Source organism: Clostridioides sp. ES-S-0010-02 (assembly GCA_020641055.1).
GTDB lineage: Bacteria > Bacillota > Clostridia > Peptostreptococcales > Peptostreptococcaceae > Clostridioides.
On sequence record CP067345.1, the window covers coordinates 1,372,398 to 1,389,791 of the forward strand.

General features: G+C 27.9%; 15 protein-coding genes. 14 read left to right on the forward strand and 1 reads right to left on the reverse strand.

The genetic code is table 11. The annotated features are described in order from the left end of the window. The first annotated feature begins 164 nt into the window (after positions 1–164). Positions 165–1,823 carry an ABC-F type ribosomal protection protein gene (gene abc-f, locus JJC01_06455; protein UDN59492.1) on the forward strand — a complete coding sequence of 553 codons (1,659 nt, stop codon included), beginning with the start codon at positions 165–167 and terminating at the stop codon, positions 1,821–1,823. Positions 1,824–2,011: 188 nt separating this feature from the next. Here abc-f and JJC01_06460 read toward each other — a convergent pair whose 3' ends face one another. Next, on the reverse strand, positions 2,012–3,787 hold the full coding sequence (locus tag JJC01_06460; protein ID UDN59493.1) for an NFACT family protein: 1,776 nt from the start codon (positions 3,785–3,787) through the stop codon (positions 2,012–2,014). 310 nt (positions 3,788–4,097) lie between these two features. Here JJC01_06460 and ltaE point away from each other — a divergent pair, with 310 nt between their 5' ends. The 13 genes from ltaE (at position 4,098) to rlmN (ending at position 17,387) form a co-directional block, all read left to right on the forward strand. Then, complete coding sequence (gene ltaE, locus JJC01_06465; protein UDN59494.1) at positions 4,098–5,132, forward strand: low-specificity L-threonine aldolase; 1,035 nt, start codon at positions 4,098–4,100, stop codon at positions 5,130–5,132. Between the two features lie 287 nt (positions 5,133–5,419). Beyond that, positions 5,420–6,250 carry a diaminopimelate epimerase gene (locus JJC01_06470; protein UDN59495.1) on the forward strand — a complete coding sequence of 277 codons (831 nt, stop codon included), beginning with the start codon at positions 5,420–5,422 and terminating at the stop codon, positions 6,248–6,250. A gap of 3 nt (positions 6,251–6,253) precedes the next feature. Further along, a complete protein-coding gene (locus tag JJC01_06475) occupies positions 6,254–7,135 on the forward strand; it encodes a YicC family protein (protein UDN59496.1) in 882 nt (293 codons plus the stop codon). A 29-nt stretch (positions 7,136–7,164) separates the two neighbouring features. After that, a complete protein-coding gene (gene gmk / locus JJC01_06480; protein UDN59497.1) occupies positions 7,165–7,782 on the forward strand; it encodes a guanylate kinase in 618 nt (205 codons plus the stop codon). Between the two features lie 2 nt (positions 7,783–7,784). Continuing rightward, positions 7,785–8,051, forward strand: a complete 267-nt coding sequence (locus JJC01_06485) for a DNA-directed RNA polymerase subunit omega (GenBank protein UDN59498.1) — start codon at positions 7,785–7,787, stop codon at positions 8,049–8,051. Positions 8,052–8,055: 4 nt separating this feature from the next. Next, positions 8,056–9,255 carry a bifunctional phosphopantothenoylcysteine decarboxylase/phosphopantothenate--cysteine ligase CoaBC gene (gene coaBC, locus JJC01_06490; GenBank protein UDN59499.1) on the forward strand — a complete coding sequence of 400 codons (1,200 nt, stop codon included), beginning with the start codon at positions 8,056–8,058 and terminating at the stop codon, positions 9,253–9,255. 244 nt (positions 9,256–9,499) lie between these two features. Next, positions 9,500–12,025 carry a primosomal protein N' gene (gene priA / locus JJC01_06495; protein ID UDN59500.1) on the forward strand — a complete coding sequence of 842 codons (2,526 nt, stop codon included), beginning with the start codon at positions 9,500–9,502 and terminating at the stop codon, positions 12,023–12,025. Between the two features lie 17 nt (positions 12,026–12,042). Then, on the forward strand, positions 12,043–12,483 hold the full coding sequence (gene def / locus JJC01_06500; GenBank protein ID UDN59501.1) for a peptide deformylase: 441 nt from the start codon (positions 12,043–12,045) through the stop codon (positions 12,481–12,483). 14 nt (positions 12,484–12,497) lie between these two features. After that, positions 12,498–13,427, forward strand: coding sequence for a methionyl-tRNA formyltransferase (locus JJC01_06505; protein UDN59502.1), 930 nt, complete (start codon positions 12,498–12,500; stop codon positions 13,425–13,427). A gap of 9 nt (positions 13,428–13,436) precedes the next feature. After that, the gene (locus JJC01_06510; GenBank protein ID UDN59503.1) at positions 13,437–14,189 is read left to right on the forward strand and encodes a DUF116 domain-containing protein; all 753 of its coding nucleotides are present in this window, start codon (positions 13,437–13,439) and stop codon (positions 14,187–14,189) included. Positions 14,190–14,258: 69 nt separating this feature from the next. Then, the gene (locus tag JJC01_06515) at positions 14,259–14,960 is read left to right on the forward strand and encodes a zinc metallopeptidase (GenBank protein UDN59504.1); all 702 of its coding nucleotides are present in this window, start codon (positions 14,259–14,261) and stop codon (positions 14,958–14,960) included. 61 nt (positions 14,961–15,021) lie between these two features. Continuing rightward, complete coding sequence (gene rsmB, locus JJC01_06520) at positions 15,022–16,347, forward strand: 16S rRNA (cytosine(967)-C(5))-methyltransferase RsmB (protein UDN59505.1); 1,326 nt, start codon at positions 15,022–15,024, stop codon at positions 16,345–16,347. Positions 16,348–16,355: 8 nt separating this feature from the next. Next, positions 16,356–17,387 (forward strand): 23S rRNA (adenine(2503)-C(2))-methyltransferase RlmN, encoded by a 1,032-nt coding sequence (gene rlmN, locus JJC01_06525; protein UDN59506.1) that lies wholly within the window; start codon positions 16,356–16,358, stop codon positions 17,385–17,387. Positions 17,388–17,394 lie beyond the last annotated feature (7 nt).

The following is a 17,394-nucleotide window of genomic DNA, read 5'->3' on the forward strand; positions in this document are numbered from 1 at the left end:
TTTTTTATAATTTAAAGTATTGTAAATTTTGAAAAGCCTATATTGGTGGCTTTATTTATAATGCTTAAATTAAGGAGAGTAGATTATAGTCTATACGTTTAGTTATTGTGCCTATTTATGTAAATCTCTCCTTATATTTAAGTATACCAGGGAGGGATTTTTTTATGATGTTAATAAAAGTAGAAAATTTAAAAAAATATTATGCTGATAAATTAATTTTGGATATAGATAAACTTGAAATATTAGAGAATGAGAGAATAGGTTTAGTGGGTTCAAATGGTCAGGGAAAAACAACTTTATTAAAAGCAATATTGGGTGAAATAGAAATTGATGAAGGTTGTGTTTATCTTACAGATAGCTATTCATATATAAGTCAGAGTGAAAATAATATTGAAAAATGTAATGATAGTAAAGAAAAAAGTCTATTAAATGCGCCAGATAAATTTGAAGATTATTTATCTGGAGGAGAAAAAGTTAAGCTAAAGATAGCAGATGCACTGAATAATAAGAAAAATATAATAATAGCAGATGAACCAACTTCAAATTTAGATAAAAAGAGTATAGATATTTTGGAAAATATGTTTAAGAGACATAAAGGAGCATTATTATTAATATCTCATGACAGACGTTTTTTAGATGAATTATGTACAACTATATTGGAATTGGAAGGTGGGAAATTAAAAGTTTATAAAGGTAATTACACTGATTATTTAGAACAAAAGGATGCGGATACAAAAAGAGCTGACTTTGAATATCATGAATATATAAATGAAAAAAAAAGATTGGAGAAAGCTCTTTTAGGCAAAAAAGCTTTAAGTGATGGTATAAGGAAGACTCCAAAACGAATGGGGAATTCAGAAGCTAGACTCCATAAAATGGGTGGTCAAACAAATAAGAAAAAAATAGATTCAAGTGTAAAAGCATTAAAAAGTAGAATTGAGAAATTGGAAGTAAAGGATAAGCCTAAAGTTTGTACAGATATGAATATTAAAATACAGGATGGTATGGAAATAATCAGCAAAAACTTAGTGGAATTAAAGGATTTAAGTTTAAATGTGGGAAAAAAGCTTTTACTAGATAATATTTCTTTCAAGGTAAAAAGAGGTAAGAAAATAGCTTTATTAGGCGATAATGGATGTGGAAAAAGTACTCTGATAAAAGAAATACTTAGTAATAAAAATGATTGTATAAAGATAAATAACAAGGTAAAGATAGGTTATTTTGACCAAAATCAAGATTTATTAGATGAGGAAAAGAGTATTTTGTACAATATCAAAGCAAATAGTTCATTTACTGAGTCTTTTATAAGAATAAATTTAAATTTATTTGGATTTAAAAGTGATACTGTTTATAAAAAAGTTAAAGTTCTTAGTGGGGGTGAAAAAGTAAAGATAGCTCTATGTAAAATAATACTAGAAGATAATAATTTTTTAGTTCTTGATGAGCCAACTAATTACTTGGATATAAAATCTATGGAAGCTTTGGAAAAAGCATTGATAAATACTGATAAAACTATGCTTATAGTATCTCATGATAGAGTATTTATATCTCATATTTGTGATTATTTTTTAGAAATAAAAGATAAGCATATAAAGGAGTTTGATTGTAATTATAGTGATTATATCATTAGCAGAAATAAAAAAACTCCCAGTATAGAAAGTAAAGTTAAACAAGAAAATCTTTTAGTATTAGAAAATAGACTTACAAACATTATATCTATGCTGTCAATAGAAAAAGATAATGCAAAAAAAGAGTGTTATGAATTAGAATATAATGAGCTATTAGAAAAAATTAGACGCATAAAAAATAATGCTCAAAATTAAACTAATCGTTGTTTTTTATAAAAATAGAAATTAATCAATTTAAATATAAGTATTGATTATTAAAAAACTAAAAATAAACAAATTTAAAAGTGGCATTCTTGTACAATAAGAATGCCACTACTTTTAGTTAATATGGTAAATATATTATTATTTACCAGTCAGAAATTTTTATAGCTACGAGATATATTTTATTCGGATTTAATTTTAAGCTTAGCTACCATTTCTTCTTCAGGAGTAACATAAATAGTACTATTAGTTTCATAGATAACCATACCAGGTTTAGAACCACTAGGTTTCTTTACATTTTTTTTCTTTGTGTAGTCCACAGGTACTTGAGAAGAAATCTTTGATTTGCTAAAAAATGCAGCTAACATAGCTCCCTCAAATATAGTATTATCAGTAATTTCTTTACCAGCACATTTTATTATTACGTGAGAACCTGGAATATTTTTTGTATGCATCCATAAGTCATCATTATCAGCAAGTCTTAATGTAAGATAATCATTTTGTTTGTTGTTTTTTCCAACCAAGATTTTAAATCCATCAGAAGAAATAAATTCATGAGGTTTTGTAGAAGGAATAGTGTCTTTTTTACTACTTTTCTTTTGTGCTTTGATATATCCAACTTTACCAAGTTCTTCTTTTATATCTTGTAATTCAGCCAAATTTTCACAGTTTTCAATACTCAAAATTATGTTTTCTAAGTAATCTATTTCTTCTTTGTTTAATGAAATTTGGTGAGATATTTCAACTTTGGCATGTTTCATTTTAGTGTACTTTTTAAAATATTTTTGAGCGTTTTCAGATGGAGTCAAATTTTTATTTAATTCTATTGTTACATTTTTACACTCTTCATCATAGAAGTTGGCAACATCAACACTTTCCATCCCTTTTTCTACCATATATATATAAGATGTAATTAGTTCACCCTTTACTTTATAAATATCTGCATTTTCAGACTCTAATAATTCTTCTTCTTGTTTTCTAAGTTTGTTATAAAGTCTATCCAGTTTAACAGATATGCTTTTCTTTAAGTCAGATGAACGTTGATTGATTCTATCTTTAATATCTTTAGTTCTGTAGAAATCCTCTAGTATATTAGAGATGCTTTCTTTATTGATATATGATAAATCATTAAACAATGTAAGATTGACACAACTGAAATCAACGACTTTATCTAATTTTTTATCTATAACAATACAAGGTGAAAACTTATTAGAATTTATATCATTAAATAAACTACAAAATTCTTTGTATAAAGAATCAAACTGTTGACTAGATATATCTTTGCTAATAGCGTTTTGATTTACATCTGCTCTATAACAAATTTCTTTGGCGATAGTAGGGCTTATACCTAAAAATTTAGAATATATAGACTTAAAAATAGGTCCATCAAATTCATTTAGATTGTTAATAAACGAATCTTTAGATATATTATCAAGAGGGTTAAGTTTATCTTGCTTTGGTGGCAATGAGTAACTATGTCCAGGTAAAACCTGACGAACTCTACTTATACTAAAAGGCACTCTTTTTATAGAATCTATAATTTTATCATCTTCATTATGAGTTACTATTATATTACTATGTCTTCCCATAATTTCAATTATAATATTTTTGATTGTCTTTTCTTTTAATTCATCTAAAGATTCAACACTGATTTTTATTATTCTTTCAAAACCAATTTGAGAAATTTCTATAATATTTCCACCTTGTATATATTTTCGAAGCAACATACAAAACATAGGCGCCTTTAGCGGATTTTCTTTTTTATAATTGCTTGTTAAATAAACCCTAGGATTTGAAGCACTTGCACTTAAAACCAATCTAAAATTTTCTTTGTTGTTTCTTATATTAAAAATTACTTCATCATCTTCAGGTTGATGAATCTTATCTATTTTTCCACCTGTAAGCTTTGATGATAATTCATCTACTATTGAATGTATAACTAATCCATCTAATGCCATGTATAGCACCCCTTTCTTTGACCAAAATAAGTCAGTAAATTAATTATACACATAATATATGCTCTATGACTAGGGGGAATTTAAACAACATGGATTAATGTGTAAATTTTATAATTATTTATACTTACAGGATATACTCACAAGAGAATAGGAAGTATATTTTTAAATTAATAATTTAAATTTGCTTAAATATAAAACAAATGTAGTATAATTAGTGTGTAAAGAATAACTTATAAAAGTATATAAACTTTACAAAGCTAAATAAATATTAAAGCTGTATAGTATATGAATATGAAAGAAGGTTGAAAAAATGAAATTTATTGATTTAAGAAGTGATACTGTTACTATGCCTACTGATGAAATGAGAGAAGCCATGGCAAAGGCTCCTGTTGGAGATTCAATCTTTAGAGATGACCCTACTGTAAATAAACTGGAAGAATTAGCAGCAGCTAAAGTTGGAAAAGAAGATGCTATTTTCCTTCCAAGTGGAACTTTTGGAAATCAGTTAGCTTTGTTTACTCACTGCCTAAGAGGTCAAGAAATCATTATTGGTAAAGGGTATCATATTGTGACTCATGAAGTTGGAGCACCTGCTGTAATAGCTGGAGTTCAACTTAGAACTATAGATGAAGATGAAAGTGGAGCTCTTAATCCTGAGCTTGTTGAGAAGGCTATTAGGAGAGATGATATACATGAACCACAAACAGGTCTTATATGTGTAGAAAATGCATATTCAGGTGGAACTGTTGTAAGCCTTGACAATTTAAAAGAAATTAAAAAAATAGCTGAAAAACACAATTTACCAGTGCATTTAGATGGAGCGAGATTATTCAATGCAGCATTAACTTTAGGTGTAGAAGCTAAAGAAATTGCACAATGTTGTGACAGTGTTATGTTCTGTGTATCAAAAGGTTTAGCTGCACCAATGGGTTCTATTCTTGCTGGAAGTAAAGAATTTATAGCAAAAGCTAGAAGAAAGCAAAAAGTTATGGGTGGAGGCATGAGACAAGTTGGTATAGTTGCAGCAGCTGGTATAATTGCCATTGAAAAAATGACACTGAGATTAAATGAGGACCATGATAATGCAAAATATTTAGCTTGTGAGTTGGATAAAATTGAAGGAATTGAAGTAAATAACACTAGTCCAGACCTGAGTATGGTATTCTTTAAAATGAGTGAAGATATAATAAAAGAAGATGTTTTAATAAAAGAGTTTTTTGAAAGAAATATAAAAATCAATAAAATGGAAAATGGGGAGTATAGATTTGTAACTCATGTAGATATTACTAGAGAAGATTTAGATTATGTTTTAAAAACACTTAAAGAATTAATAGGTGTATGCTAATTAGGTATGTTCAAAAAACTAAATAGAAGATGCTAAATATTTTATTTAAAAAATTCATATACAGTTTAAATAAACTATACATAAAATTCATATAGAAATATTATTATATAAACATAGAAAGAACTAGCTTAAAAACATAATATAATTACCCTAATTGTAATGGCAACTCTCCCTAACATCCTCAAATTATAGTTGTCATTACAAAACTTTTCCCATAAATTATAAGTTTATGGGAATTTTTTTATGTTATAATAGTTTAAGTGTTAATTTACAAAGGAGCGATACTTATGAAATTTTGGAAACTACATGGAATAGGCAATGATTTTATTGCAATAGATGGAAGATTTGACCAAATAGATTCATCAAATTATACTGTTTTAGCAAAAAAAGTATGCCATAGAAGATTTTCTGTAGGTGCGGATGGGTTACTAGTTGTAAAAAATTCAGAAATTGCAGATGTAGAAATGGTGTATTATAATTCTGATGGTTCAAGAGCAGCTATGTGTGGAAATGGACTTAGATGTTTTTGTAAGTTTGTTTATGATAATGGCATAGTTAAAAAAGAAAACTTTACAGTAGATACACTAGATGGTGTAAAAAATATAAAAATAAACACTATAAATGGAGAAATAAATACTATAAAAGTTAATATGGGAAAAGGAAGTTTTTTAGCTAAAGATGTTCCTGTGTTAACTGACGAAGAACGTTTTGTGCAAGAAAATATAAAAGTTTTAGATAAAGAGTTTAAGATTACATCTATGTTGATGGGGGTTCCTCACACTGTGGTTATAGTGGATGAATTAAATGTAGATGAAGTTTGTAAATATGGAAAAGAGATTGAAAATAATAAAATATTTCCGAAAAAAACGAATGTAAATTTTGTAAAAGTAGAAGATAAGTATAATATACATGTCTATACTTGGGAAAGAGGTTGTGGATATACTTTAGGATGTGGAACAGGTATGACTGCATCAGCAATAGTATGTAATTTACTTGATATGGTAGAAAATAGTGTAAATGTGACTTCTCAAGGTGGAACAGTACGAATAGATATAGGAGAGTTTTCTTATATGACAGGTCCAGCAGTAAAAATATGTGAAGGTGTTTTGGAGGTTTAGGTAATGGCTATAAGTATGACTGGTTTCGGAAGAGGAGAATACAAAGACGACAACTATTATTTTTTAGTAGAATGTAAAACAATAAATCATAAATATTCAGATATAAATATACGTCTTCCAAGAAAAATTTCATTTTTAGAGGATAAAGTTAGAAATTTAGTAAAAAACTATGTAAAAAGAGGAAGAGTTGATTTATACATAAAATTTGACTTATTAGGTAAAGAAGATGTAAACTTAAATTTTGATGAAGGATTAGCATCTCAATATATAGATATCTTAAAGGAAATAAAAGACAAATTTGATATTATAGATGATATTAGTGTTATGAATGTTGCAAGATTTCCTGATATTATAAAAATAGAAGAAAAAGATGAAGATGAAGATTTACTATGGTCGATGTTAAATCAAGCTGTAGAAGATGCAATGATAAAACTAAGAGAAATGAGAAGTGAAGAAGGTAAAAAATTAGCTGAAGATATTACCATGAGATGTGACTTATTAAAAAATCATATAGAAGAAATTGAAAAATATTCAAGTAGTGTTGTAGAAGACTATAGAGAAAAACTAAATTCAAGAATAAGTGAAATGCTAGAAGACCCAAGTATAATAGATGAAAATAGGTTAGCACAAGAAGTTGCAATATATGCAGATAAAAGTAGTATAACAGAAGAGATAGTTAGGTTTAAAAGTCATATTGGTCAGCTTAAAAAAACTATATTTAAAGACGATTCTATAGGTAGAAAAATTGATTTCTTAATACAGGAGATGAACAGAGAAACTAATACAATAGGTTCAAAATCATCTGATATAAATATAACTAATTTAGTAGTAGAAGTGAAAAGTGAGTTAGAAAAAATAAGAGAACAAATACAAAACATAGAGTAAGAATACAATATTAGAAGGGGAATATTTAAATGTTTACAAAAAAAGGATTATTGCTAGTTGTATCAGGTCCATCAGGTGCAGGAAAAGGTACTATTTGCAAAGAATTACTTAGAGAGAATGATACAATAAAACTTTCTGTATCAGCTACTACAAGAAAACCAAGAGCAGGAGAAGTTGATGGAGTAAATTATTTCTTCATAAGTAAAGAAAAGTTTGAAGATATGATAGGAAAAGGTGAGTTTTTGGAGTATGCTCAAATTTATGATAATTTTTATGGAACTCCAAAAGCAGCAATAATGGAATGTTTAGAAAAAGGACAGGATGTGCTACTAGAAATTGAAATGCAAGGAGCAAAACAAATAAAAGAGGTTTGTCCAGAAGGAGTATTTATATTTGTATTACCTCCATCACTTGAAGAGTTAAAAAATAGAATTGTTGGAAGAGGTACAGAGACAGAAGAAGAAATAGAAAAGAGATTTAGTTGTGCATATGAAGAAATAAAAATGATTAAGGATTATGATTATTTTATATTTAATGAAGATGTGAAAACATCTGCTAAAGAAATAGAAGGTATAATATCATCTGAAAAGAATAAAGTTAGCAGATATAAAAATATTATAATAGAGAAATTTAAGGAGGAATTATAATTATGTTAAAACCATCTATCAATGAGGTACTAGAAAAAATAGACAACAGATATTACTTAGTAGGGACTGTTTCAAAGAGAGCAAGAAAGTTAATTGATGGAGACGAACCATATGTTCCAAACAAAGCTAAGGAAAAACCTGTATGTGTAGCTACTAAGGAAGTTGCAAGTGGAAAAATAACATATAGATTATTGACAGAAGAAGAAATAGAGATAGAAGAAGCTAGACACTACGCTGAGCAACATCAACAAATTTCAGAAGAGGAGTAAGGTCATGCTAAAAAATAAGACTGTTGTAATTGGCATAAGCGGCGGAATAGCTGCATACAAGGCTTGTGATGTTGTAAGTAAATTAAAAAAATTAAATGCAAATATCCATGTTATAATGACAAAATCAGCAACAGAATTTGTTAGACCACTTACACTTCAATCACTAAGTCAAAATTATGTAGTAGAAGATATGTTTGAAGAACCAAAATCTTGGGAAGTTGAACATATATCATTAGCAAAAAAGGCAGATTTGTTTCTAATAGTACCAGCAAGTGCAAATGTTATAGGAAAAATTGCAAATGGTATAGCTGATGATATGCTAACAACTACTGTTATGGCAACAAAAGCACAAGTTTTAATAGCACCAGCTATGAATACTAATATGTATGAAAATCCAATTGTCCAAAAAAATATAAAAACTTTAGAGGAATTTGGATATAAATTTATAGAACCAGAAAGTGGAAGACTTGCATGTGGAGATATTGGAGCAGGAAAACTAGCTAAACCAGATTTAATAGTAGAGGCAGTTTTAGCCAATCTTACGAAAGAGCAAGATTTGAAAGGTCAAAGTATAATAGTTACAGCTGGACCAACTGTAGAAAGTATAGACCCAGTAAGATATTTAACTAATAGGTCTTCTGGTAAAATGGGATATTCTATAGCTAAAGAGGCTATATCTAGAGGTGCTGATGTAACATTAATATCAGGTCCTACAAATCTCTCTATTCCACAAAACCTTAAAAAATTTGTACAAATAGAATCAGCACAAGATTTGTATGAGGCAGTAGTATCAAATTTAAAAGAAAATAAAATAGTAATTCAAAGTGCAGCAGTTGCAGATTATAAGCCAAAAACTTATTCTGACAAAAAAATTAAAAAGAATAATGATGATTTATCAATAGAATTAAGTAGGAATTATGACATTGCTTATGAAATAGGAAAAATAAAGGAAGATAGGATATTAGTTGGATTTGCTGCTGAAACTAATGACTTAATAGAACATGCCAAAGGAAAAATTGAAAAGAAAAATTTAGATTTTATTGTGGCAAATGATTTAACTAAAGAGGGAGCTGGCTTTAGAACTGATACTAATATTGTAAAAATAATAGATACAGAAGGAAATATTACTGAGTACCCTAAAATGAAAAAGGAAGAAGTAGCTAATGTTATATTAAATAAGATTAAAGTGTTACTTGAGAAATAAGAACTTTTTTAAATATGATATTTGTGTATTTTATCACAGCTAAAGTGGCTGAAAGCTGCAATTTACTTTTAGCGAGTAAAAACTCGCAAATGTCAGTTAAATTGTGGTTTTCAGCATTTATTTTGCTGTAAAGTATAAAATATGATTAATAGTTAATTATTAAGATATATCTAATATTAGTAATAACTTGAAACTTTTTAGATATGCTGAGATTTTTTTGATATATTATGAAATGTGTTAAAATATGAGCAGTAGATTAATTTTAAGTAGGAGTTTTACAATGAAAAAATATGCAAAGGTAATAGTTAGAAGCAATACTATATACACAGACAATTTATTTACATATCAAATTCCTGTATTTTTAGAGGAAGTTATAAGTGTTGGGCATAGAATATTAGTGCCATTTGGAAGAGGTAATAAACCAACAGAAGCCTTTGTATTTCAACTTACAAATAATTTAGATGAAAAAATAAAGACTAAAGAAATCATAGATATATTAGATGAAAATCCAATATTTAGAGAAGAAGATTTAGAGTTGGTTTACTGGATGAAAAATAGATATTTGTGTACTTATATAGAGTGTATAAATTTGATATATCCAAAAGGATATAAACTAAATAATTACAAAGTAGTTTTACTAGGTGAAAAGCTAAATGGATTAAGTGAGACTGAATTATATGAAAAGATATCAAAGCTGAGTGATAAAAATAGAGAGATAGTAGAAAAAGTAGTTGGTAGTAAAGGAAAAATTAAGGTTGATAAGTTAAAATATATAGCGAATCTAAATAATTATCTATATACAATGAATAAAAATGGAATTATAAAATTATGTTGGGAATACAAAAATCATAAAAATGAGAAGAAAGTATGCTATGTATCTTTGAGTTTAGAAAATAATAAAATTGATGATTATATAGAACAAAATAAAATAAGCATAGGAAGCAAGCAAAAAGAGATATTAAATTTTCTTAAAAATAATGAAAATGTAGAGATAAATGATTTATTGGATTTATTAAATGCTTCAAAGCAGAGTATAAACTCTTTGAGTAAGAAAGAGTTAATAACTTTAGAATTTAAAGATTATTATAGAGAGCCAAAAAGTATTTACAAATCTATATCAAAAAGTATAAAATTAAACAATGAGCAACAACAAGCGGTTGATGAGATAAATTCAAGTATGTTTATAGATGATAAAAAGCCATATTTAATTCATGGTATAACTGGAAGTGGAAAGACTGAAGTTTATATGGAAATAATAGAATTTGCATTAAGCCAAGGTTTAGATAGTATATTTTTGGTTCCTGAGATAGCATTAACTCCCCAAACGATAGATAGATTAAAGAGTAGGTTTGGCGATTTAGTTGGAGTGTTTCACAGTAAACTATCTGAAGGAGAAAAACACGACGTTTATAAAGCTGTTAAAGCTGGCAAGATAAGAGTTTTAATTGGTGCTAGGTCAGCACTATTTGCTCCTTTTAATTCTTTAGGATTGATAATAATTGATGAATTTCATGAGTCATCATATAAGTCTGAAAAAAATCCTAAGTTTAACGCTATAGAAGTAGCTAGATTTATGGCATTAAAAAATAATCTAACTCTTATTTTAGGTTCAGCGACACCTTCAATTGAAGAGTATTATAGAGCAAAAACTGGTGAATATAAACTTATAAATATAAAAAATAGAGCAAACAATAAACCACTTCCAAATATTGAAGTTGTAGATATGAAAGATGAATTAGATATAGGTAATAGAAGTATATTTAGTTTAAAACTTCAAAGAGAAATAAGTTGTGCGATTGAAGAAAATAGTCAGGTAATACTATTTTTAAATAGAAGAGGTTATGCAAATTTTGTATCATGTAGAAAGTGTGGCTATGTGTTTCAATGTGAAAATTGCGATATATCTTTGACATATCATAAAAAAAGTAATATTGGAAGATGTCATTATTGTGGATATGAAAGAGAAATTCCAAAAGAATGCCCAGAATGTGGAAGTAATTATGTTAAGCCATTTGGAGTAGGAACTCAAAAAATTGAGGAAGAGTTAAAATGTATTTTTCCAAATATAAAAACTTTGAGAATGGATAAAGATACAACATCAAAAAAGGGTTCATTAGAGGAAATACTAAATAAGTTCAAAGATAAAGAAGCAGATGTATTGATAGGAACGCAGATGTTAAGTAAAGGATTGGATTTTGATAATGTAACTTTAGTAGGTATTTTGTCAGCAGACATGATACTAAATTTTCCTGATTTTAAAAGTTTTGAAACAACCTTTCAGTTGATAACTCAAGTTTCTGGAAGGGCAGGAAGAGCAGACAAAGAAGGTAAAGTAGTACTTCAAACATATGATACTGAGCATTATGCTATTAAGCATGCCATAGAGTATAATTATGAAGGTTTTTATGAAGATGAGATAAAGATAAGAAAGGCATTTGGATATTCTCCTTTTAATAACATGTTAAGTGTAGTTGTTAGTGGTGAAGATGAAAGATTAGTTATAAAAAATATAAAAAATATGCATGCATCTTTGATTTATTTATTAGAAAAAAGGGGTATAAACGACTTAGGGTTTATATTAGGACCCAATCCATGCTCAATATCAAAAATAAATCAAAATTATAGATGGCAAATACTCTTTAAAGATGAAAATATTGAAATTAATCTCTTAAAGGGTATAATAAAATATATATGTATAACAAAACGAGATTTGATATTTAATAAGAATATTAATGTATCTATAGATATTAATCCAAATAGTGTATTATAAATTTAGGAGGAAGTGTAATGGCTTTAAGACAAATAGTTCAAATAGGAGAACCAGTACTAAGAAAGAAATCAAAAAAAGTTGAAAAAATTGATGCAAAAATAATACAATTGTTAGACGATATGGCAGAAACTATGTATGATGCAGATGGTGTTGGACTAGCTGCACCTCAAGTTGGAATTTTAAAAAGAGTTGTAGTAATTGATATTGGAGAAGAACTTATAGAACTTATAAACCCAGAAATAATAGAAACATCTGGAGAACAAATAGATGATGAAGGTTGTTTAAGTGTTGTTGGAGAATCTGGAGAGGTTAAAAGACCAAACTATGTAAAAGTTAGAGCTTTAAATAGAAATGGAGAAACAATAGAGCTAGAAGGGGAAGAACTTTTAGCTAGAGCGTTTTGTCATGAAATAGACCATCTAGAGGGAATACTGTTTGTTGATAAAATAGAAAAATAGTAGGGGTTGATTTGATGAAAATAGTATTTATGGGAACTCCTGATATAGCAGTTCCTTGTTTACAAAAAATAATAGATGAAAAGTATGAAATACTAGGAGTTGTAACTCAGCCAGATAAACCAAAAGGAAGAGGTAAAAAACTTGGCATGAGTCCAGTAAAAGAACTTGCAATTGAAAATAATATACCTGTATATCAACCAATTAAAGCTAGAGACAAAGATTTTATAGATACAATGAAATCTTTAAAGCCAGATGTAATGGTAGTTGTAGCTTTTGGGCAAATACTTCCAAAAGAAATATTAGAAATTCCTAAGTTTGGATGTATAAATGTCCATGTTTCTTTACTTCCAAAATATAGAGGTGCGGCGCCTATAAATTGGGTAATAATCAATGGCGAAGAAAAAACTGGTGTTACAACTATGTATATGGATGAAGGGTTAGACACTGGAGATATGATATTAAAGACAGAAGTAAATCTTGATGAAAATATAACAGCAGGAGAACTTCATGATAAAATGATGAATATAGGAGCAGAAACTTTAAAAGAAACATTAAAGTTGATAGAAGCAGGAACTGCTCCAAGAGAAGTACAAAATCATGAGGAATTTTCTTATGCACCAATAATGAATAAATCACTAGGTAATATAGACTTTTCAAAAAATGCTAAGGAAATACACAATCTAGTTAGAGGTGTAAATCCATGGCCAAGTGCTTATACTACTTATAATGGTGTAACGATGAAAATCTGGAAAACTAAAGTATTAGAGGAAGAAAGTAACAAAGAAGCAGGTACAATAATTGAGGTAAATAAAGATGGCATAAAAGTAAGTACTAAAGATAAGGTACTTTTAATTGAAGAAATTCAGATGCCAAATAAAAAGAGAATGCTAGTTGGAGAATATATAAAAGGAAATACTATAGAAATTGGTGTAGTATTGAGTTAGGTGAAAAGTATGACAGATATAAAAAAGTATTTAACAAGTGTTGGTATCTTAGTCTTAATATTAGGGATTTTAATGGGAGTTGCAAACTTTTTTATAATTAGTTTGACTCAAATATTTTCCTTAGGAATAAATGCTGTAGTAATATCACTAATACTTATAATACTATGCTCAACAATAGTTACGTATAGAGTAATTAAAGGAAAAAATGTTAACTCAAATATAATGAAAATAAATTTTAAAATTGTTAGTGTATTATTTCCCATTATATCTTTTATTGCATCATCATTTGGTATGTCAAAAAGTGAAATTAGAAGAATATATATAAAGTTAAATAATGAATATATATACAGTAATAAATATAATTTTAATCCAGAGGATATAATAATTTTAATACCTCATTGTATTCAAGAGAATAGTTGCAAACTAAAAGTTACTAATGATATAGATAATTGTAAAAAATGTGGAAAATGCAATATAGGAGAATTAGCTGAGCTAAATAAAAGTGTTAAAGTAAAAGTATTTGTGGCTACAGGAGGGACTCTAGCTAGAAAAATTATAATTGACAATAAACCTAAAGCTGTTATAGCTGTTGCATGTGAGAGAGATTTAACATCTGGAATACAAGATATAAAAAAAATTCCTGTTTTAGGAGTATTTAATAAAAGACCTAATGGACCTTGTATAAATACTAATGTAGACATAGTAGATATTGAAAAAGCTATAAGCTTTTTAACAGGAAAAGAGATATTAGCTTGTAATTAAACTGTTTTTAAGTTATGTGAATATTAAAGAGGATGTATAATAAAAATATATTTTAGGAGAGTGTTATTTATGTACCCTGTATATGGCGGCTTTTGGGGATTTGACCCAACGATGATTATATTAATTCCAGCTATATTATTCACTGCATATGCTCAATTTAAAGTGAGCTCAACAACAAATAAGTATTTAAGAGTAAATACACGTAGAGGATATACTGGAGAACAGACAGCAAGAAGAGTACTTGATTCAAATGGTTTGTATGATGTAAGGATAGAAATGGTTAGAGGTCATTTAAGTGACCACTATGACCCAAGAAGAAAAACTGTAAGATTATCAGAAGATGTATATTATGGAACATCAATAACTTCTGTTGCAGTAGCTGCACATGAATGTGGTCATGCAATGCAACATGCTAAAGGTTATGCACCTCTTCAAATAAGAAGTAGTTTGGTGCCAGTAGTAAACTTTGCTTCAAGTATTTCTTGGTTTTTAATATTTCTAGGATTTATTATGGCTGGACCATTTCTAAAAATTGGGATACTATTGTTTTCAGCTTCAGTACTATTCCAAATAATAACATTGCCTGTAGAATTTAATGCTTCTAGTAGAGCAATTGTTCAACTTGGAAATCTAGGTATTATAGATGAGGGTGAGGTAAGACAAAGTAGAAAAGTGCTTTCAGCAGCAGCTTTAACATATGTTGCAGCAGCACTAGTTTCAATACTTCAATTACTTAGATTGTTACTAATAGCTCAAAGAAGAGATGACTAAAAATAAAGTGGGTTGTTTAGAAACAACCCTTTTTTATGTTTAATAAAAGGGAGAAATTTATATGGATGCAAGAGAAATTGGATTTAAAGTATTATGTGATATAGAGAAAAATAATAACTATTCAAATATTGCAATAAATAAGCATTTTAAAAACTTAGAAATAAGCGATATGGATAGAGGACTTGCAACAGAGTTAATCTATGGAGTAGTAGAAAATAAATATTACTTAGATTATATAATTAATAAACTTTCAAAAATAAAAGTAAAAAAAATGTCAACTTATGTTAAAATCTTTTTAAGAATGGGAACATATCAAATTTTATTTTTAAATAGTATATCAGATTATGCAGCAGTTAATGAAACTGTGAAGTTATCTAAAAAATATGATAAAAAATCTTCTGGTTTTATAAATGCTATTCTTAGAAATGAAATAAGAAATAAAGATACTATAATGGACATAACTGAGGAAGATAGTGTAAAATACTTATCTATAAAGTATTCTTATAACTCTTGGATTATAAAAAATTGGATAGAAAATTTTGGACAAGAATTTACTGAAGATTTATTAGAAGCAAACAATGAAAAACCTAGTATTTATATAAGAACAAATACACTTAAAATTAGCAGAGAAGAGCTTATTGAAAAATTAAATGAAAAGGGTATTATGTGTTTGAAAGTCCCTATGGTGGAAGAAGCTATAAAAGTCGAAAAATTAAAAAATATAGAAAATAATGAGTTATTTAAGGCTGGTTTATTTACAATTCAAGATATAAGTTCTATGATAGTAGGGAAAGTAATTAATCCAAAGGAAGATTCATTGATTTTGGATGTATGTAGTGCTCCTGGTGGAAAATCTACTCACTTAGCCACTTTAATGAATAATACAGGTCAAGTAATAGCTAGAGATATTTTTGAGCATAAACTAAAGCTTATAAAAGCTACTGTAAATAGACTTGGTCTAAAAAATGTATGTGTAGAAGGATTTGATGCTTCTGAAATTGATGAAAATAGCATAAATAAATTTGATTATGTTTTAGCAGATGTTCCTTGTTCTGGTCTTGGTATAATAAGACGTAAACCAGAAATTAAATATAAGAAAGAAGAAGAGTTGGAAGATATTACTTCTATACAAAAGAAAATATTAGAAAATGCATCAAAGTATGTTAAAATTGGAGGAACTTTAGTCTATAGTACATGTACAGTTCAAGATATGGAAAACATAAATATAATTACTTCTTTTATTGAAGAATATAATAATTTTGAATTGACTCCAATTGACACAGTAAACGTAGATTTAGACAATCAAGATAAAGGATATTTAAAAATATATCCTAATATTCATGGTATAGATGGGTTTTTTATAGCAAAATTAAAGAGAATAAGGTAGTGAATAGAATGGAAGAGAAAAAAATAGTATTAAAAAACTTTACTGAAGATGAACTCAAGGAATTTATGAAAACTATAGATGAAAAACCTTTTAGAGGGAGCCAAATATTTTCTTGGATATACAAAGGTGCAAAAACTTTTGATGACATGAATAATATACCAAAAAGTTTGAGAAATAAATTAGAAGAAGTTTCATGTATAGGTCATATAGATATAGAATTAAAGTTAGAATCTAAGGTAGATGGCACAAAAAAATATTTGTTTTTATTAGATGATGGAAATATAATAGAAACTGTGATGATGGATTATGACAGTAGGGTCACTGTTTGTGTTTCTAATCAAGTAGGTTGTAGAATGGGATGTAACTTCTGTGCATCTACAATGGATGGATTGATTAGAAACTTAGAACCATGGGAGATTTTAGACCAAGTTATTAAAATTCAAGAAGATACTGGAAAAAGAGTATCAAATCTTGTCTTAATGGGAAGTGGTGAGCCACTTGACAATTTTGAAAATACAAAACAATTTTTAAAAATAATTAATGAAAAAAATGGTCTTAATATAGGGTATAGACATATAACTCTTTCAACTTGTGGGATAGTGCCTAAAATGTACGAGTTGGCTGATTTGAAAATAGCTATAAATTTGGCTTTATCACTTCATTCACCATATGATGAAGAAAGAAGAAAGATTATGCCTGTAGCAAATGCATATTCTATTAAAGAAATACTAGATGCCTGTAGATATTATATAAAAAAGACAAATAGAAGGGTTACATTTGAATACTCTCTTATAAAGGGTGTAAATGACTCAGAAAATGAAGCAAAGGCATTAGCAAAGCTTTTAAAAGGTATGCTATGCCATGTAAATTTAATACCAATAAATAAGGTTGAAGAAAGAGAATATGAAAAGCCAGACAAGGCATTTATTTATAAGTTTAGAGATAGTTTAGAGAAAAATAATATACCTGCTACAGTTAGAATGTCTATGGGTTCTGATATTAGTGGAGCTTGTGGTCAATTGAGAAGAAAATACAAGTAATATGTAA